This window comes from Nocardia sp. NBC_01329 (genome assembly GCF_035956715.1).
Taxonomy (GTDB): Bacteria; Actinomycetota; Actinomycetes; order Mycobacteriales; family Mycobacteriaceae; genus Nocardia.
Genome location: NZ_CP108381.1, coordinates 1964647 through 1982630 on the forward strand (window position 1 = coordinate 1964647; position 17984 = coordinate 1982630).

22 protein-coding genes and 2 pseudogenes are annotated in these 17984 nt (G+C 67.5%); 15 read left to right on the top strand and 9 right to left on the bottom strand.

Annotated features, from left to right (window positions below; genetic code table 11):
* The first annotated feature begins 35 nt into the window (after nt 1–35).
* From OG405_RS09165 to OG405_RS09185, 5 genes are all read left to right on the top strand, one after another.
* Nucleotides 36–359, top strand: a complete 324-nt coding sequence (locus OG405_RS09165) for a hypothetical protein (RefSeq protein WP_327151192.1) — start codon at nt 36–38, stop codon at nt 357–359.
* Nucleotides 359–1576 carry a hypothetical protein gene (locus OG405_RS09170; protein ID WP_327151193.1) on the top strand — a complete coding sequence of 406 codons (1218 nt, stop codon included), beginning with the start codon at nt 359–361 and terminating at the stop codon, nt 1574–1576. Before OG405_RS09165 ends, OG405_RS09170 begins: the two co-directional genes overlap by 1 nt.
* Nucleotides 1573–2541, top strand: a complete 969-nt coding sequence (locus OG405_RS09175) for a hypothetical protein (RefSeq protein WP_327151194.1) — start codon at nt 1573–1575, stop codon at nt 2539–2541. The genes OG405_RS09170 and OG405_RS09175 overlap by 4 nt, the downstream gene beginning before the upstream one ends.
* A gap of 68 nt (nt 2542–2609) precedes the next feature.
* Entirely contained in the window at nt 2610–3212 is a 603-nt protein-coding gene (locus tag OG405_RS09180) for a TetR/AcrR family transcriptional regulator (protein WP_327151195.1), read from the top strand.
* Between the two features lie 177 nt (nt 3213–3389).
* Nucleotides 3390–3845: a nuclear transport factor 2 family protein gene (locus OG405_RS09185; RefSeq protein WP_327151196.1), complete on the top strand. Its 456-nt coding sequence runs from the start codon at nt 3390–3392 to the stop codon at nt 3843–3845.
* Here the strand turns inward: OG405_RS09185 and OG405_RS29130 are convergent.
* Nucleotides 3797–4009: a hypothetical protein gene (locus OG405_RS29130; protein WP_442790682.1), complete on the bottom strand. Its 213-nt coding sequence runs from the start codon at nt 4007–4009 to the stop codon at nt 3797–3799. The genes OG405_RS09185 and OG405_RS29130 overlap by 49 nt on opposite strands.
* 201 nt (nt 4010–4210) lie before the next feature.
* Here OG405_RS29130 and OG405_RS09195 point away from each other — a divergent pair, with 201 nt between their 5' ends.
* The 4 genes from OG405_RS09195 to OG405_RS09210 are packed head-to-tail and all read left to right on the top strand — an operon-like array spanning nt 4211 to nt 6563.
* A complete protein-coding gene (locus OG405_RS09195; protein ID WP_327151198.1) occupies nt 4211–4588 on the top strand; it encodes an ArsR/SmtB family transcription factor in 378 nt (125 codons plus the stop codon).
* Nucleotides 4585–5685 (top strand): ACR3 family arsenite efflux transporter, encoded by a 1101-nt coding sequence (arsB, locus tag OG405_RS09200; protein WP_327151199.1) that lies wholly within the window; start codon nt 4585–4587, stop codon nt 5683–5685. The genes OG405_RS09195 and arsB overlap by 4 nt, the downstream gene beginning before the upstream one ends.
* A gap of 53 nt (nt 5686–5738) precedes the next feature.
* Nucleotides 5739–6104 (top strand): arsenate-mycothiol transferase ArsC, encoded by a 366-nt coding sequence (locus OG405_RS09205; protein WP_327152280.1) that lies wholly within the window; start codon nt 5739–5741, stop codon nt 6102–6104.
* Nucleotides 6105–6134: 30 nt separating this feature from the next.
* Nucleotides 6135–6563, top strand: a complete 429-nt coding sequence (locus OG405_RS09210) for an arsenate reductase ArsC (protein WP_327151200.1) — start codon at nt 6135–6137, stop codon at nt 6561–6563.
* Nucleotides 6564–6740: 177 nt separating this feature from the next.
* Here OG405_RS09210 and OG405_RS09215 read toward each other — a convergent pair whose 3' ends face one another.
* A complete protein-coding gene (locus tag OG405_RS09215) occupies nt 6741–7265 on the bottom strand; it encodes an ArsI/CadI family heavy metal resistance metalloenzyme (RefSeq protein WP_327151201.1) in 525 nt (174 codons plus the stop codon).
* 95 nt (nt 7266–7360) lie between these two features.
* Here OG405_RS09215 and OG405_RS09220 point away from each other — a divergent pair, with 95 nt between their 5' ends.
* Entirely contained in the window at nt 7361–7720 is a 360-nt protein-coding gene (locus OG405_RS09220) for an Rv2640c family ArsR-like transcriptional regulator (RefSeq protein ID WP_327151202.1), read from the top strand.
* A gap of 158 nt (nt 7721–7878) precedes the next feature.
* On the opposite strand, the gene OG405_RS09225 is transcribed toward OG405_RS09220, so the two are convergent.
* Nucleotides 7879–8079 (bottom strand): hypothetical protein, encoded by a 201-nt coding sequence (locus OG405_RS09225; RefSeq protein WP_327152634.1) that lies wholly within the window; start codon nt 8077–8079, stop codon nt 7879–7881.
* Between the two features lie 51 nt (nt 8080–8130).
* Between OG405_RS09225 and OG405_RS09230 the strand changes: the two genes are divergently transcribed.
* The 3 genes from OG405_RS09230 (at nt 8131) to OG405_RS09240 (ending at nt 9887) form a co-directional block, all read left to right on the top strand.
* On the top strand, nt 8131–9198 hold the full coding sequence (locus OG405_RS09230) for an erythromycin esterase family protein (protein WP_327151203.1): 1068 nt from the start codon (nt 8131–8133) through the stop codon (nt 9196–9198).
* A gap of 72 nt (nt 9199–9270) precedes the next feature.
* On the top strand, nt 9271–9438 hold the full coding sequence (locus tag OG405_RS09235; protein ID WP_327151204.1) for a hypothetical protein: 168 nt from the start codon (nt 9271–9273) through the stop codon (nt 9436–9438).
* 122 nt (nt 9439–9560) lie between these two features.
* A complete protein-coding gene (locus tag OG405_RS09240) occupies nt 9561–9887 on the top strand; it encodes a DUF3024 domain-containing protein (RefSeq protein ID WP_442790683.1) in 327 nt (108 codons plus the stop codon).
* On the opposite strand, the pseudogene OG405_RS29135 reads toward OG405_RS09240, so the two are convergent.
* The 3 genes and pseudogenes from OG405_RS29135 to OG405_RS09255 all read right to left on the bottom strand — a co-directional run.
* A pseudogene (locus OG405_RS29135) lies at nt 9859–10166 on the bottom strand (IS30 family transposase); the annotation flags it as partial. The gene OG405_RS09240 and the pseudogene OG405_RS29135 sit on opposite strands and share 29 nt — an antisense overlap.
* 447 nt (nt 10167–10613) lie before the next feature.
* Nucleotides 10614–12908, bottom strand: a complete 2295-nt coding sequence (locus OG405_RS09250; protein ID WP_327151206.1) for a DUF4132 domain-containing protein — start codon at nt 12906–12908, stop codon at nt 10614–10616.
* A 6-nt stretch (nt 12909–12914) separates the two neighbouring features.
* A complete protein-coding gene (locus OG405_RS09255; protein ID WP_327151207.1) occupies nt 12915–13337 on the bottom strand; it encodes a hypothetical protein in 423 nt (140 codons plus the stop codon).
* Between the two features lie 212 nt (nt 13338–13549).
* Here OG405_RS09255 and OG405_RS09260 point away from each other — a divergent pair, with 212 nt between their 5' ends.
* Both OG405_RS09260 and OG405_RS09265 read left to right on the top strand, forming a co-directional pair.
* A complete protein-coding gene (locus OG405_RS09260; protein WP_327151208.1) occupies nt 13550–13672 on the top strand; it encodes a hypothetical protein in 123 nt (40 codons plus the stop codon).
* A gap of 110 nt (nt 13673–13782) precedes the next feature.
* Nucleotides 13783–15327: an amidase gene (locus OG405_RS09265; protein ID WP_327151209.1), complete on the top strand. Its 1545-nt coding sequence runs from the start codon at nt 13783–13785 to the stop codon at nt 15325–15327.
* 94 nt (nt 15328–15421) lie between these two features.
* Here the strand turns inward: OG405_RS09265 and OG405_RS09270 are convergent, their stop codons facing one another.
* The 3 genes and pseudogenes from OG405_RS09270 to OG405_RS09275 all read right to left on the bottom strand — a co-directional run bounded on the left by OG405_RS09270 (nt 15422) and on the right by OG405_RS09275 (nt 17982).
* The gene (locus OG405_RS09270; RefSeq protein ID WP_327151210.1) at nt 15422–16321 is read right to left on the bottom strand and encodes an alpha/beta fold hydrolase; all 900 of its coding nucleotides are present in this window, start codon (nt 16319–16321) and stop codon (nt 15422–15424) included.
* 112 nt (nt 16322–16433) lie between these two features.
* Nucleotides 16434–16575, bottom strand: a pseudogene (locus tag OG405_RS29140) (acyl-CoA dehydrogenase family protein); the annotation flags it as partial.
* Nucleotides 16576–17982, bottom strand: a complete 1407-nt coding sequence (locus OG405_RS09275; RefSeq protein WP_327151211.1) for an MATE family efflux transporter — start codon at nt 17980–17982, stop codon at nt 16576–16578.
* Between the last annotated feature and the right edge of the window lie 2 nt (nt 17983–17984).

A 17984-nucleotide genomic window follows, 5' to 3' on the forward strand; every position in this document is an offset into this window, starting at 1 on the left:
TGGTGGGTCCACATCGAGACAAAGGGGTTCCGCAGATGCCTGGATCTATCGTTCACGATTCGGAGGCTGCTGCCGGGTTCGCTGACGCGGCCGCGTTGGTGGCCGAGCTGCTGGGCGCGGCTGCCGGGCATGTCGACACCGCTGCCGGCGCCCCGCTGGGAGGGCTCGGTGTGTTCGGCGCAGATTTCGCGGATGCTTTCGCGGCGGCGGTGCAGACGCAGGCGGCGACTATCCGAACCGCCGCTGCTCTGTTCGGTGCCTATGGGCAGACCGTAACCGAACAGGGTGCTGCCTTGGCCGCCATCGATGCCGGTACTGCGGCTGCGTTGGCGGGGGTCGCCGACGTCGAGGGGGCGTGATGCGAGCTACCACGAAAACCGTTGCCGGCGGGGAGCATCCGCTGTTGAATGTGTTGATGCAGCCGCTGCTGGATTTGCGGGCTTCGTTGGGTGACGGTGCTCGGCCGACCGATGTGTTGGCTGCGTTGGCTGCTGCCGCGGATCGCACTGCGGCTGCTGAGGCGCCGGGTCGGGCCGGTCGGTATCTGCTGGAATCCACCGATACCGCGCCGGCGGCGGTGCCGGTGGCTGCGCGCACCGAAACCGAGGCGGTCGCGTTGGCCGACCATCACACGTCGCTGTCGACGGTGCTGACCGATGCGTATGCCACGCGCGATACCGCCGCGTCCCGGCTCGATTCGGTCATCGAGGACTTTCGGACGAAGGCCGGTCCGATGTTGGCGACCGCGCAGTCACAAAGTGATGTGGATGCGGTGATCGGTCTCGCCGCGCAAACCATCCGCGACGGCGTGACCGAAGTGAACTACGCCCGTGACGAGATGGACGACCACACCCGCCGCACCCGGGCATTGGGCCGGGGCCCGGATGCGCCCACGGTCACGGTGCCCGACGGTTTCGCCACGGCCCCGGGTGTCACGGCGGGGGCCGGTGTTCCCGGCGGTGTTCCCGGCGGTGGTGTACCTGTCGGTCTCGATCCGCAGCAGGCCATGCAACTGGCGTTGCAGCAGGCCGCGTTGGCTGCCGGTGTGCAGTTGGGCACGGTAGCCCTGGACGCCGGGGTGGAGATCGGTTCGAAACTCATCGACGGCGTGGTGCAGGTCGCCACGCACGGCATCGATACCGGCGCGGCGTTGGCCGAGCAAGGCATATCGACCCTCGCTGCCGGCGCTGCCGGCGCTGCCGGGCCCGGTACCGAGCCGGGGCTCCACCCCGGCGGGGGTGCTCCCACCGCGCCGGCCGGTTCCGGTGACCAGCCGGGAGCCGCCTTGTTCGGCGGGCTCGGGGGCACTCGGTCCCCGTCTACCCCCTCCGGGCCGAAGGATGAAGACACCACCAGCGGCGACGCTTCGCCGCCGGTGATCCCTGCGCCGGGCACGGATTCCGAGCCTGTTTTCCCGGTGCCGGATCCCACGCCTGTGCTACCACGACCCGGCGACCAACCGGGTACCACCGGTGCGGTGCTACCGCCGGTGACGCGGCCCGGTGCCGGACAGGATCAGGAGACGCCGAGGCCCAGGCGGCCGGGGCAGGCGGGTGTGGTCCTGGAAACGTCATGACCGAACGAGACGGTGCCCGGATCCCCGGTGCCGCGGAAGATGCGGTCGCCGGCAGCGAGCTGTACGACGACGAGGGCAGCTCGGTGGTAGCCGATCCCTCGGGCGTGGCAGGTAATCCGTTCGTGCTGAACGGGTTACCCGCCTACGCGGGCCTGGCCGCACCGGCGAAACCGGGTAATCGTGACCGCCGGGATCGTGTCGAGGAGGAGGGGGACGCGTATGCCGGCGAATGGTCGCGGTGGCTCGACGATCCTCGCCGCACAGGCGAGGAAGGCGACGACGACCCGGTGTTCGACCTCGACGACAGCGACGCTGCAGCGGCGTCGCGGACCGGAACCGGTGGGCGCGTGGTGCGGGCGGTGCTGCCGCAGTCGGTGACCGCGGCCGCCCGCGGCGGTGGCCGGGTGTGGCCGACCGTGGCCTGGTCGCTGGCCGTGGTCGCCACCATTGCCGTGATCGGTGCGGTAGTGGCAGTCAATGTCGAGGCCGCACGCCGTGAGCGGGTGTCACCCGAAGCGAACCAGGCTGCCGCGTCCACCATCGTGGCCGCCAGTACTTCGGCGCTGCCGGCGAGCTGGGATCACGCCACCGGTGGATGTACCCGCACCCGAACGGGGTCGATCACCATCGGCGCCGATCCCGGCGACCACAGCACACCCCAGCTGGCGATACTCGGTTTCGAATGGGCCTATTACGTCGAACGTGACGCCGCCCTCGCCCGCACATTCGCCACCCCGGACGCCAGGATCTCTAGGGTCGGGACGCTGCAAGCCGGTATCGACTCGCAACCCGACGGAGTGCGGTACTGCGTGTACATCACCGCCGGCGACGCCGGCGGTGAGGTGTGGGACGTCGAGTTGCACGAGCAGTGGCCGGGCGATTCGGAAGCGATGCGATACGGGCAGCGGATCACCACTACCACCAAGGACGGAAAAGCGCTGATCACGGGTATAGCCAGGCGCTGACCGGACACGGACTGTGCGCGCAGCACCATTCTGTACTCTGAAATACATAATGATGTATGGTCATGCCCATGGGCAGACCGCGAGCATTCGACGAGGCCGCAGTCCTCGATGCGGCGGCGAGCCAGTTTCGGGTGTTCGGGTTCAGCGATAGCTCGACCGAACGGCTGTGCGAGGTCGCCGGCGTCCGACGCAGCAGCTTGTACAACACGTTCACCTCGAAAGAGGAGTTGTTCGTCCAGGCCCTGCGGCGATACCTGTCGGTCGTGGCTCAGATGCAAGAAGCGATCCTCTCCGACGAGAGCCGTGACGGGCGAGAACGGCTGGAGATGCTGGCCGAGCTGGTTCTGGCCGAGGAACGTGCGGCCGCCGGGCAAGGGCATGCGGCCGGCTGCATGGTCGTCGGCACCTACATGACCCCTGGACTCCGCGAACGCGATGAACGGATCGCACGAGCTCTGGAAGCCTCACTGGAGCAGCGCCTGTCGCTGCTGGCGCACGCGATCCGGGCCGGCCAGGTCGATGGCAGTTTGCGACGTGATATCGACGCCGCCGACGGCGCTCTCCTCGTGGTGACTGTGATCTCCGGGCTTCGGGTCAGCGCCCAGGCCGGGGTCGTCCCCGACCGGCTACAGCGAGTCTTCGCCCTGGGGCTGCAACCCCTCGTCACCTGACCCGCGGTCCTCGACCGCGGGTCGCGGGTCACGCACGCCATCGTTTTGGACTACTGGATACAGAAAGGCGTTTTTTGTCGAACTGACCTTTCGTCAACGCATCACGCTCAACACGCGCAATCCCACGAACCGAATGACCGGCGATATCCGGTCTCGCACGCACACAGGAGTTCTTTCATGACCTCGACCGCTTCCACCGACCTCACCGACCAGCGCATAGCGATCGTCCGCCGCGCTTTCGAGCTCATCGATGCGAGTGATCCCGCGTTGCTCGATCTCTACGCCGATGATGTGGAACTGTACTTTCCGAAATTCGGTGTCGGACACGGCAAGCAGGACATGGCCGAGTTCGCACAGCGACTCTGGGCGGACCTGTCGGCCCTCGAACACGATATCGACGGCCTGGACATCATGGTGGCCGGGGACCGGATCATCGTCGAAGGTCGTGAATGGGGTGTCACTGCCGACGGGCGCCGATGGCCGGACCAGCGCGTCTCGACCGGCCGTTTCTGCAATGTCTTCACATTCCGCGGCACGCTCATCAGTGCGGTCCACATCTACGTCGATCCGGACTTCACAAGCAGTCACGAGCAGAAAGTCATCCAACTACACCGCGGTGACGGCACGAAATGATCAGGCCCGAGCCCGGGGCCGCCGAAAGGCCCCACTACCCGGATGGCGAGGTCGAGGCGGCGCAGGTGATGAGCCACCTCGCCGGCGAGGAGTTGTTCGAGTTTTCGCAGGTGTGCGATGCCTTCTGGGATGCGGGGTGCCTGTTCGAACAGCAGTCGGTGCATGCGTGGTTGAGCCCGGTGTAGGTGCACGACTGCGGTGATCGGCCGATGCGCAAGCCGAGCAGCCGCGGCTCGTCACCTCGGCCCGGACTGTTCATGATCACCCCTTTCGTGGACGGCCGAGGAGACCGCCTAGCCTCTCGGGGTGGGGTGTTCACCAGGTGTTCGTTTGCTTATGGGATAGATACTTGTCAATATCGATGTATGTCTAAGTCGCAGTTGCCGGTGGTGCCGGTCGAGGCGTGCAGCCCGTCTCCTCGGGTGCGGGAACCGTTGTCGGCGGATACCGCGGGTGAGTTGGCGGTGGTGTTCAAGGCGTTGTCGGATCCGATTCGGCTGCGGCTGTTGAGTTCGATCGCCTCGCGGGCCGGGCTGGAAGCATGCGTGTGTGACTTGTCCGAGGGTATCGATCTGACCCAGCCGACGATCTCCCATCACCTGAAGGTGTTGCGGGGTGCCGGCCTGTTGACCAGCGAGCGCCGCGCGTCATGGGTGTATTACCGGGTCGTCCCGGAAGCGCTGCAGCGGCTCTCGGAGGTGCTGCTGTTCGAGAGCGGCGCGGCTGCCGAGGTGAGCGCGTGAGCACCGAGATCACCACGACCGGCGGGCAGCGGGGTGTCGTCGCGAAGTTGTCGACGTTGGATCGGTTCCTGCCGGTGTGGATCGGTGTGGCGATGGCCGCCGGCCTGCTGCTGGGCCGCGTGATCCCTGGGCTCGGCGAGGGGTTGGCGGCGGTGGAGATCGACGGGATCTCGCTGCCGATCGCGATCGGGCTGTTGATCATGATGTACCCGGTGCTGGCGAAGGTGCGTTATGACCGCCTCGACACCGTCACCGGCGACCGCCGTCTCCTGATCGGGTCGCTGGGACTGAACTGGCTGCTGGGCCCGGCGTTGATGTTCGCCCTGGCGTGGCTGCTGTTACCGGATCTGCCGGAGTACCGCACCGGGTTGATCATCGTGGGGTTGGCGCGCTGCATTGCCATGGTGATCATCTGGAACGACCTGGCGTGCGGTGACCGGGAGGCCGCCGCGGTGCTGGTGGCGTTGAACTCGATCTTCCAGGTGATCATGTTCGCCGTGTTGGGCTGGTTCTATCTGTCGGTGTTGCCCGGCTGGCTGAGCTTGGAACAGACCACGATCGATATCTCGCCGTGGGAGATCGCGAAGTCGGTGCTGATCTTCCTCGGGATCCCGTTGCTGGCTGGCTATCTGACTCGCCGGTTCGGTGAGCGCGCGAAGGGCCGGGACTGGTACGAATCCACGCTGATCCCGAAGATCGAACCGTGGGCGCTCTATGGGTTGCTGTTCACCATCGTCGTGCTGTTCGCCCTGCAAGGTGACCGCATCACCTCCCAACCCCTCGACGTCGTCCGGATCGCCGTTCCGCTGCTCGCCTACTTCGCGATCATGTGGGGTGGAGGCTACCTGCTGGGCGCGGTCATGGGGCTGGGGTACGAGCGCACGACCACGCTGGCGTTCACCGCGGCCGGCAACAACTTCGAGCTCGCCATCGCCGTCGCGATCGCCACTTACGGCGCCACATCCGGGCAGGCGCTGGCCGGTGTGGTCGGCCCGCTGATCGAGGTGCCGGTGCTGGTCGGGCTGGTGTATGTGTCCCTGGCCCTGCGCAACCGGTTCCGCGATACCGCGACGCCGGTCGAGGCGGGCTCCCGGTGACCACACTCGCGAAGGTGCTGTTCGTGTGTGTCCGCAACAGCGGCAAATCGCAGATGGCGGCCGGGCTGCTGCACGCTGCGGCCGGGGATCGCGTCGAGGTGCATTCGGCCGGCACCGACCCCGGTGATCAGTTGAACGCGTTGTCGGTGGCCGCGCTGCGTGAGCTCGGGGTCGATATCGGCGGTGAAACCCCGAAACCTGTCGACCAGGCACTGCTCGCGGCGGTGGACCTGGTGGTGATCCTGGGCCGCGAAGCGAATCTCGACGTCCCCCCGGGTGTGCGGGTGCGGCGCTGGGAGACCGACGAGCCCTCGGAGCGCGGGATCGAGGGGATCGAGCGGATGCGGTTGGTTCGCGACGATATCGCCGCCCGCGTCCAGCTGTTGGCGGCCGAACCCTGTTCGCTGGTCCGGCCCTGACCTGCCTTTCTCGAAACATCGGAGCACGATATGAGCGAATCCCTGGGCCCTGCGCCGATGCCGAGTGTGTTGTTCGTCTGCGTCCACAACGCCGGGCGTTCTCAGATGGCCGCCGGGTTCCTGGCCCACCTCGCCGCCGGTGCGATCGAGGTCCGTTCCGCTGGGAGTGCCCCGGCCGAGAGCCTGAATCCGGCGGCAGTGCAAGCGATGGCCGAGGTGGGGGTCGATATCACTGCGCAGGCACCGAAGATCCTGGCCGCTGATGCGGTGAAGTCCTCCACGGTGGTGATCACGATGGGCTGTGGTGACACCTGCCCGGTGTTCCCCGGTATCAGTTACCGCGACTGGGATCTCCCGGACCCGGCTGGTAAGGGTGTAGAGGCGGTGCGCCCGATTCGCGACGAGATCCGCGCCCGCGTCGAAGCCTTGATCGCCGAACTGGTGCCCGCCGGCACCTGACGGGCAACCCACCTGTGTGATGCTGGGCCCGGCCGACACCGGCCCCAGCAACGCCGTCGAGACAGCGAGCGCGGCCAGGACCACGACAGCACCGCCAACACCCGGCGGCGCCCCGCCCGCGGCAACCCCACCGCCGCGGGCGCGGTATCGATCTCGGTCAATCCATGAACCCGGGATCTACTGGGCGGCGGCGGTCGGCGTGCAGCATGCTATCTCGGACCCCCGGCCGGCTTCGTTCTCCTGACCGGTGCTGTCGCCGCGACCGTCGCTGCCGCAGCATGCCTGCACTGCTTGACCGTCGCTCATCTCGGCGAATACCGGTGCGGCGCCGAAGTGTTCAGTATCGGCCAGGACGGTGTAGACCTCCCAACGCTCCTCGTTCGGGCCCGTCACCCACACCTTGTCCTGAGTCGCGAAGCAACATGTGGTCGCGATCTGCTCCTCGGTGAACAACCCCGCCTCGGACAGGCGCGCGATCTCGGCATGTACCTTCTCCGGGGAATCGACCTCCACCCCGAGGTGGTTGACGCTGCCACCCTGGCCCGGGTTCTCGATCAGCACCAATTTCAACGGCGGCTCGTCGATCGCGAAATTCGCATATCCAGGCTTCCGCTTCGCCGGTTGCGCACCGAACAGGGTCGAGTAGAACCCGACCGCGGCGTCCAGATCATCGACATTCAGAGCGAGCTGCACACGAGACATGACGACCTCCAGTTATGTTACATATATCGAAGAGCTGACACGGACGAGTGTGCCACCTTTTCGACATATGTCAATTGTCACGGTAGGATCGGAGCATGCCCAAAGCACTGCCCGTCATCGACACCACCGCCCCCGTCTGCTGCGCCCCCGTGGCCGCCGGCCCGGTCGACGACGAAGCAGCCCTGCACGTCGCGCTGCGGCTCAAAGCCCTCGCCGACCCCGTTCGCGTGAAACTCATGTCGCTACTGCTGGCCAGCCCTGTCACCGGCGCGAACGGCGGCGACCTCGCCACCGCGGTCGGCCTCACCGAATCCACCGTCAGCCACCACCTCGGCCAACTCCGCAAAGCCGGGCTCGTCCAATCGGAGCGCCAAGGCATGAGCGTCATCCACCGCGCACATCGCGATGCCCTATCGGCTCTGTGCTTGGTCCTGGATCCCAACTGCTGCCGGTAACCGAGTGGCTTTGGTCGTGAATCGTCTCGGCCACACGCAACTCGAGTCGGTTCCCAGTGAATTCCGACGTCGCCAGGATTCTGCTCGACATCAATGGCCTTGCACGCTATGTGGGGAAGGGGGGACTATCTCGCTATCGGTGTTTCCGGCGGTTTCTCTCAGTAGGTTCGGGCGTCGGGCCAGCGGTCAGCGAAGGTGATCGCGAACGCGTTGACCGCGGGCTTCCAGCGTATCGTCCATCGTGCCCGACCGGCACCGGTCGGGTCGAGCGAACGAGTCACCAGATACGGGGCCGTGCCGGGGTGGGTGTCTTTCGATGTGGGCTCGGTCCGGTCGATGTCGCGGTGCTGGTTGGGCATGGGTGTGTCGCCTATTGACCTGAAGCGAGGTTGGGGTTTCAGAGTGTTGTCATGGAGTTCTCGGGTGTCGAAGGGCAAGGCGGCGCAAGCGGCGACGATTCAGCGGTTCCGCCGGAGGATATGACCGTCGGGCAGTGGGTTGTGCGGGCGGCTCGCCCGTTGGTGACGGTGCAGCCGTCGGCGCCCCGCGATGATCTACGGCCGCTGGTGACGATGGTGGGAGATGCGTCGGTGGTGGGTTATGGGGCCGGCACTCGCGGGGCGCACGAGGTGTTCGCGCTGCAGGACCGTATCGCCCGTCTGCTCGTCGGCGAGGCGGGGTTCCGGGTCATCGCCTTGGACCAGGATTGGACGTTGGGTCTGCGGTTGGACGCGTTCGTGCGCACCGGGGTCGGAGATCCCCGCGAAATACTTGCCGCTGCCGAGGCTTTCGCCGCGACCGAGGAGGTACTTGCGCTGGTTCGGTGGGCAAGGGTTTTCAATCGGGACCATCCCGCGGACCCGGTGCGGGTGGTGGGAGTGAGCCCGCACGCGGTCGACCACCGTGCCTACGACACGGTCGTGGAGTACGTACGGGAGGTCGCTGCCGACCGGATCGCCGAGTTGGAGGACCTGTACCTCGATGCGCGCCCCGGCGAGGATATCGACGCCCATGTCGACCGTTTCCGCGGTCTGCCGCATCGTGCGGGCCTGGTCGAGCGCGTCCGCGCGGCGTACCGGCTGGTCGCGGATGTAGCTGCTGCCCACGATGAGCCCGGGTGGGTGGTGCAGGCCGCGCGGGTGGTCGTGCAGTTCCATGAGCTGCACGACCACGACAACCGGCCCGAGGACCCTTTCAACATGGCCTACTACGAGGCAGCGTTCGCCGAGAACGTCGAATGGTGGCACCGCCATACCGGGCGCAAGGTGCTGTTCTGGTCGTCCAGCTCCCACACCGCCAACGCCCGCTACCGGGGTTTTCCGCCCAACCCGGCCGATGTATCCCGTAACGCGGGTAGCTACCTGCGCGAACGCCTCGGCACGAGCTACAAGTCGATCGGGATCACCTTCCACAGCGGTGATCTGGCCACCTTCGACGGACGGGATCGCGTGCACGTACCCGGGTCCACACCGCGGTAGTTCGAGTCGATACTGGGCGCGGCAGGCCTCGACTGTTATCTGCTGGACCTGTCTGCCGCCCAACCTCCGGCGGTGACCGACTGGCTGTCCGGCACAGCCGAATTCAGGATGATCGGCCGCGACTACGACACCGATGACGGTCACTACATGACCGGCGGGTCCGCCAGGGAATGGTTCGACCTCATCGTGCACTGCCAGCAGGTGACACCCGCCCGCACGTTGTCTCCCCTTCCCGGTTGAGCGGCACGGGCCACGACACCGGTCCCTGGCCTGAGAGATGACGCCGACACAGCGGTGTGGGGTTACCGGAGTTGGATGTTGCCCGGGTGCGGCGGTGGTGCCGCGACCGGGTGTCAACGCATGTGCGCAATGAAATTCGCGTAGAAGCAGGTATTGCCCCGCGCCATGTGACGGTTCCGGAAAGCCGCCCGCCGTGGCGGGAAGGCTTGGGTGCTGAGTGGACCAGGTTTCCGATTGCCCGGCTGAGGTACACGAGCACGACAAGGCTGTGGTCGCTGTACTGGCCCGATCGCAACCCGCGGTTCCACGAATACGGGCGCGCTCGGCCCACACCCGATGTGGATGAGCTTCTGGCGGCGCTAGACCGCGATCCGACGGCCATTTTCCGGGCTGAGCCGCCACTGGTTGTGGCGGAATGGGTTACACCGCTGCGGCTTCCTCCCCAGTGACCAAGTCGGCTGGCCTGGCCCACCCGAGGCCCTTGCGAGGCGGGTTGTTGACCTCATCGGCGATCCGCGGCAGCTCAGCAGCCGTAATATCATGCAGGTCAGTACCTTTGGAGAAGTAGTCCCGCAGCAGTCCGTTCATGTTTTCGTTGCTGCCGCGCTGCACGGAGAGTGCGGGGCGCAGAAGAACACTCGTGTGCCGGTGCGTTCGGTGATCTGCTGGTGCAGCGCGAGTTCCTTACCCTGATCCCAGGTCAGCGTCCGCCGCGGCCGCATAGGCAGCACGGTCCCGCGGGTGACGGGATCAGTGGCCAGGACCTTCGCGCAATGGGCTGAGGAGAACGTCGACGCTTTCCGGTGAAGTGCCGGTCTCGTGGAAAGCAATCGGCGCACTGCTGCCGGTCCGGTGGTGTCGCGGTATCAATTCTGTTCGGTGCGGGTGGTAGAAGTCGGTGCCGGAGTCGCCGATGAGGGTCCGTGGGATACGGAGCAGTTGGTCGTCGTGGTCGACCGAGGGACGTGGCCGGGCGTCCGGCGGCAGGTGCGCCGGCCGTCGTGCGGTCAGCGACCGGATGGGGTCGGACGGGGCGGTTCGGCATCGAACCTCGTTCCTGGACTATGACATCGAGATTCGGCGGGTTTCGCTGCTGAGTCGGGTCAGAAAGCGGTCTTGCCCGTGAGGGAGTCGAGCCCAGTGTCCCTCACCGGTGACCCGGGCCGGCCCCCAGGTCACCGATGAGCGCCGCGAGCACCTGAGCCCGACTCGTCGCCTGCTCCCGGGGACGGGTATGCCTGCGGCTCGGTGCCGGCGACCGATACCACCAGGTCCAGGTCTCGCATGACCTCGGAGAAAACCACCGGCGGTACATCGACCAGCGGCACCGGCGTGCCACCGACGCTGCCCGACCCGGTCGGGGGTCCGTAGCGGCCCGCATCACGGTGGCCGATGGTCAGGAAGCGGACGTCGCCGACAACGACGTCGCCCATTCCGAAGTAGCCGTGGAAGTCACAGCGCAGCGCCGCGATCAGGCCGCCGCCGACGGCGCGGGTCGCTTGATGGTCGTCGTACTCACCGTGGGTGAACCAGCCCCGACCGGACAGCAACTGACCCGCCACCCTGCCGTCGACCGTCTGACCGGCGAACCGCCGCGACACCTCTCCCGCCTCGCGTTCTGCCGGAGTGAGCACGTACAGCTCCCGGAACGCCTGCTTGACCGGCTGCTGGAGGCGGGACCGCACGATCTCGGCCTGCCAGTCGGCGAGCACCCGCCGCTCATGCAGTTCGACGGGGTGGACGGCGGTGACCGGGCCGGTGGTGTCGACTCGGTCGAGCAGGTCGATCACGCCCGCTCGGTCCCGCCACAGCAGCGCAGGCAGCATCGCCGCACCGGCTGGCAACGACAGCAGTCGGGCCAGCTCGTCCGGCGCCAACGTCCCGGTGGTGGCGACCAACCGCTCCACCAGCCCCGTCCGCATCCGGCGAGCCTGGTCCCGGAGTCGCTGCTGGTGCTCGCGCAGCCCCCGGTAGCCGGGATCGGCGCGGACCGCAGCCGGCACCGACCCGAGCGCCTTGCCCGCCCGGCTGACCGTCAGCACCGGGTCGGCGCCGTCGAACCGCAACGCGATCCGGTATTCGCCGACCTCCGCTTCGGCGGGGGTATCGGTGGCGATGCGCGCCTCACAGTCCCATTCGAGGCGGCTCGCCTCCGCGATCCCGGCCACCTGCGCCAAGTGATCGAGGGCGACCTCGATCGCGGCGGCGTGGCTGTGTCGGCGGTTGGGGCCGAGCTCGGCACCCTTCTTCGCGGACTCACGCAACGCCAGATAGCGGTCGAGGACCGTCTCATCCGGAGCCAGGGGCAGCATCCCGAACGCGGCGATGCCCTGCAGTGCGTTACGCGCGAAGCGCTTCACCACGTGGGCCCGGTTCCAACCCATCACCGCGGAAACCAGCTCATTCGGTTCGAGTTCCAGCAAGCGCCGCGCGGCGTCCTCGCCGGCGTCTTCGATCGCGGCGAGCAGGACCGCCCGGTCCAGGCGGGTGACTTCGCCGACCGGTATCGCCCGGATCAGGCGCAGCAACGGCGCAGCTCGTGCCAGGCCGAAAAGTGGTAGCAGCGCATCGGCGTCACCCGCGCGCAGCCGCCACCCGAACACGCGGCGCTGCTCGGATTCCGACCGACCTCGCAGGGAGTCGAGCAGGGCAGCGCGTTCCTCATCGGTCAATTCCGCCGCCCCGAGGTGATCGGCCACGTTCTGGTCGCCGCCCCATGTCAGTGCCGCCTGAACGTATCGCAAGCCACGCGGTACCAGCACCTTGGGCAACTCATCCCAGCCTGCCGGGGTAGATGCGGAGACGAGCCGCCAGGTCAACGCATCCACATAGACCCGTACGGTGTCCGCGCAGGCCAACGGCGGACCGGTCACGTCGCCGGAGGGCGAGTGGCCGATGACGGCGTAGCCGAGGTAGGGGTCGTCGGTGAAAGCCCGTTCGACCACCGTGGCGTCGATGGCGTCGGCCCGGTGCAACGTGTCGAGAATGCGCCCCACGGTCTCTCGGCGCAAGGTGCCGAGAGCGAACGGGGTGAACGAATTGAACGGGGTGAAAACGAGCACCCGGAGCAGGTGGGTGTCGGTGGCGGCGATGGCCTGCTCCGCCACCTCATCCAGCCCCAGCCGGTGCCGCACGTCGCGCCCGAGGAAGGCGGCGAGCAGGGCTTTCCGCTGAGCCGTCGGCCACGGCGTATCCAACAGGCCGGTGATGTCGTCCGGCTGGTCGACCGGGAAGCCGGCGTCGTAGAGCGCATCGATCTCCGCGACGATGTCACCCACGTGCGGTGCCAGATTACCGATGGCCCGACGGTCGCCCTGCTTGATCCGGCGCCGGATCTGCCCGGCGGTGTCCCACAGGCCCGCCCGGTCGCCGGCCTTCGCCACGATCCGTGCCTGGTCCACCAGCCGCCACAGCGCCTCACGCTGCTCACGGACGATGTCGATGTAGTCCTCCGGTATGGTTCGCTCCACCGGCAATCAGCCTCCCACCAGCGCGACCAGCCGCAGGAACACGACCGGCTCGCCGAGCCGAAACGCGAGCTCCTCGTCCAGGTCGACGATCTGCCGCCCACCGGCGAAGACCGCGAATATGCCCTGGACGAATGTCCGATGCGCCCGGGCCACCTCCTCGGCCACGTCCGTTTCCGCCCGCGCTTGCCGCGGCATCCTGATCAACCCGGTGGCCGCCTGCGCCCGGAGATCGCCGTCGGACAGATACCGGCGGTCGAGGATCCGCCGGCAACGCGCCGCATCGGCACGCGGCTCCCGGATCTGCTCCTCGACCGCACACCGGATCAGCTCCCGCGCGGTACTACAACCCTCGGCCAGCTGTACCAGCACCGCCGGCAGATCATCGGCGGACGGGCCCGACACCCGGCTGCGCACCTCGATAGCGACCATGACCGCCACCATAAAGGAGGGGCCTGACAGCCTGCCTCGATCACGGTGGATCGATCAGCCTTCTACCTATATCGCGGCGCCGCGCTGATCACCGGGGTAGTGGATCAGCGGTCATGCGGCGCTCTGGCACCGCCGATCGGCGGTCGTCGATATCGAAGGCGGCGCACAGCCGATAACAGTCGAAACACCGGACGGCCCGGTGGCGTTGGTGTATGCCGACAGTGGACGGCATGCTGTTCGGCTCGGAACCGAAAGCCATCCTGGCGAATCACCTCATCGCGTGGCAGACGGTCGGGCGAACAGTCCGTGGCGGAGAAGAGCACGATGAGCATTGAGACATCCATCCCGTTGTGCGAATCGGCATTTCATGCCCCGCGCTCATGAAGTCGGCGCACTGTCGACGCTGTGACCTGGGGTGGGATGTCCTCGATGGCACAACGAGTGCGTGACTTCACCGATGCAGGTGGTCCGTTCGACTTTCCCGTTGTGCGGAGCGGCGTTTTATGTCCTCTCCGGCGGCCCAATAGCGTCGGATTCCATGGATCGGAATTTTCATTCGGCGGAAGAACTCGCGGCCGCCCTACATGCTGGTGAAGTGACCTCGGTGGAACTGACCGACGAGGCGATCGCCCGTATCGAGCGCGACGACAAGGCGATCAACGCGATCTGTGTACCGGACTTCGACCGCGCGCGGGACGCCGCACGCGCTGCCGACCGGGCGCGCGCCCGCGGCGAGGACCGGCCGCTGCTCGGCATTCCGGTGACGGTCAAGGAGTCCTACAACATCGCCGGGCTGCCCACCACCTGGGGCATGCCGGCGCACCGGGATCATGTGCCCGCGGAGGACGCGGTACAGGTGTCGCGGCTGAAGGCCGCCGGCGCGGTGCTGCTCGGTAAGACCAATGTGCCGTTGATGCTGCGAGATATCCAGAGCTTCAACGAGATCTACGGCACCACCAATAATCCGTGGGATCACGGCCGGACCTCGGGTGGGTCCTCCGGTGGTTCGGCGGCGGCCCTGGCGTCCGGATTCGGCGCGCTGTCCATCGGCTCCGACCTCGCCGGTTCGCTGCGCACCCCCGCGCATTTCTGCGGTGTCTACGCGCACAAGCCGACACTCGGCCTGGTGGCGGCCCGCGGGATGGTCGCGCCGCCCGCGCCGGCATTGCCGGTCGATCTCGACCTTGCTGTTGTCGGTCCGATGGCGCGCACCGCCCGCGACCTCACGCTCCTGCTCGACGTGATGGCCGGACCGGACCCGCTGACCCACGGCGTCGCCCACGGCGTCACACTGCCGCCCGCGCGCCACGAGCGGCTGGCCGACTTCCGTGTCCTGATCATCGAGGACCATCCGCTCATTCCGACCGGATCGGCGGTGCGGGCGGGCGTGAACCGGGTCGCCGAGGCGCTCATCGACGAGGGTGCTCGCGTCGAGCGGCGCAGTCCGCTGCTGCCCGATCCGACCGAAGCGGCGACGCTCTACATGCTGCTGATGCTGTCGAACGCCGCCGCAGGTATGCCCGTCGACGTGTACGAACAACTCCGGACCCACGCGGCCGCCCTGGGCGCGGACGACCGGAGTCTCGATGCGGCGCGGTTGCGCGGCATGGTGCTCAGCCACCGCGACTGGGTCGAGGCGAACAACCGTCGCGAACTCCACCGCGCCGGCTGGCGGCAGCTCTTCGCCGAGTTCGATGCCGTGGTGTGCCCCATCACGCCCACCCCCGCCTTCCCACACGACCACAACGGAGGTCTGGAGGACCGGCACATCGACATCGACGGCGTCGAGTACCCGTACTTCGACCAGCTGGTCTTGGCCGGTGTGGCCACCATGCCCGGCCTGCCCGCCACCGCCATACCCGCGGGCCGGTCCCCCGAGGGGCTGCCGGTGGGAGTGCAGCTCATCGGTCCGATGTTCGAGGACCGCACCCCGCTGCGGCTGGCCGAACTGCTCGAGCAGAAGATCGGCGGCTTCCGGGCACCGAAGTAGGGCGTACTACCGAGTGTCAGTCGAGCACGCCCACGGATCGGCGGACCGGTCGTTCTCCGTGCTCATGGATGGGCCGGCGGCCGGGTCGGGTGCCTCATCCGGCTGCGCGGGTGCGGGCGACGATGATCGCGGCCAAGTCGGCCGGGCGTTCCTCCGGAACCCAGTGGGTCGCGTCGAGGATTTCGTGGTCGAACGGGCCGGTCACGTATTCGGCGGTCAGCTCGGCGCCGCGACGCGCTATGAAAACGTCCCGGGTGCTCGATACGTGTGTGGTCGGCGCACTGACCTTCTGCCCGGCTCGCCGCCGGTCGACGAACGGCATCGCCCGGTACCAGTTCAGGGCGTAGTGCAAGGCGCCGCCGTCGACGATATCGCTGCGCAACCGATCCAACTGCTCGTCGTCGAGGCCCGATAGGGCGGCGGCACGGCGCCGCAGGCTCGTATCGCCGGCCGAACCAGCCGCGCGGAAAGCGGCGGAAAGCGCCACTTCGGGGATCCACGGCACCTGGAACAGCGCCATATAGCAGGTGCGCAGGGCCTGGCTGCTGCTCAGCAGCGAGCGCGCGAAAGCCATCGGATGCGGTACCGATACCGAGGTGAGCGTCCGGACCAGATCCGGGTGCTGTGCCGCGGTGGCCCAGGCGACGGTCGATCCCCAATCGTGCCCGGCGAGATGCACGGGTTCACCGCCCAGCGCCGTGATCAGCGCGACCGTGTCACCGACCAGTGCGCTGATCCGGTAGGCGAAGCGTCCGCGGGGCCGGGCACCGGGTGAGTAGCCGCGCTGATCGGGGGCGATGGTGCGGTAGCCGCGCTCGTGCAGGAACGGGGTGAGCCGCGACCACTGCGCGGCCGTCTGCGGAAATCCGTGCAACAGCACGATCGGGATGCCGTCGAGTGGACCCTCGTCGATCACATCGAAGGTGAGTCCGTCGTTGACGAACGACGTCAACCGCGTGCCGGTAGGACGCTCGGACGGTGTATCGGCCTGCATGGTGCAACGCTATGACAAATCGCCGCACGCCGCTCGGGCCGAGCGGCAATGATGCGGCCGGAATGCGACGCCGGTCCGGACTGCCCAGGGGCGGGGGTGTCCCGTGCGAAATTCAGGCCCTCATGAGATCGCGGTGGATCTTTCATGATGTCGTTGGTGCCGCCGTAGATCCGCTGGATGCGGTGATCCGGGTAGGCCCGTGCGACCGGGTACTCCATCATGTAGCCGTCGCCGTCGAGGAACTGATACCCGGATCAGGCCCGGGCGGCCGCCAGTCGATCCCCTGCGGGATCATCCCGGAGTCCGCGCAGGAACCTGCGCTGAACGAGCAGCGCCGTCGCCCCGAACCCGAGACAGAGACCGAACCAGATGCCGGGCCCGTGCCAGCCGACTCCGAGACCGAACAGCAGCATCGCGGGGACGCCGATCGTGAAGTACCCGATGAGGGTGCTCTGCATCCCGGCCTTGGTATTCCCGATACCGCGCAGCAGGCCGATGCACAGGTTCTGCGAACCCTTGCAGTACTGCTGAACGATGGCGAACCACAACAGCGTCGAGGCTGCCGCGATCACCGCGGTGTCCTCGCGGTGCGAGCCGAGGAAGGGGGCGAGCACGAGTTGTGGTGCCAGTACGTACAGCAGTCCGATCGCGGTCATGAAGGTGAAACCGATCGTGAAGGTGCGGCGTGCGATGGCCGCGACGGCAGCCCGATCATCCTGGCCGACGGTCCGGCTGACCAGGATCGACGATCCCTGGGACAGACCGATATTGACCTGGTACACGATATAGGCGAGTTGATTGACGATATTGCTCGCGGCCAGCGCGACGGGACCGAACCCGCCCATCAGCACGGTGGCGATGGAGGTGATCGCGGCTTCGGCCCCGTAGGTCAGCGAGATCGGTGTCCCCATTCGCACGATACGCACGACTGTGGGCCGATCGGCCTGCCAGGCGCGTAGCGACAGCAGGTCAGCGAGAACCGGATCACGCCGGACACTGCGCAAGTAGACGGCGAAGGTCCAGCACTGGACCAGGGTGGTGGCCAGCCCTATCCCCGCGAGCCCCAGCTTCGGGGCCCCGAACCAGCCGAATACGAACAGTGCGTCGAGCAGCGCGTTGACCCCGATCGACCACAGGGTGACCCGCAGCAGTGATCCCGCCCGGCGCATCCCGACCGCGAATTGACGCAGCACGTTCAGCCACAGCATCGGCACCAGCCCGGGCGCGAGCGTCCAGATGATCGGGCGGGCCAGGTCGATTACGGCGGCGTCCTGGCCCATCCAGCGCAAGGCGTAGCCGAGTGTCAGCAGTGCGACGGCACCGGCCCCGGAGGTCAGCGTGGCGACCGCCAGCGCGGCGCGCAGGTAACCGCGGATCTCGGCGCGGGCCGCGTCGTCGAGTTCCACGCTCCCGGTGCGCTTCTCGCCTCGCCCGGCCGCCGCAGCGATCAGATTCCCGGCGCCGGTGACCATACCGACGCACATGGTGCGCAGCTGGTTGTACAGCAGCAGGGCCAGCCCGCCTGCCGCGACGGCCGCTACGCCGAGAAATCCCATCATGGCCAGATCGACGGTGGTCAGCGCCACCTGGGCGAGCTGGATTCCGGCGATCGGTGCGGCGAGCGCCAGAATCGCCTGGTAGTTACGCCACTGGAATGTCACGT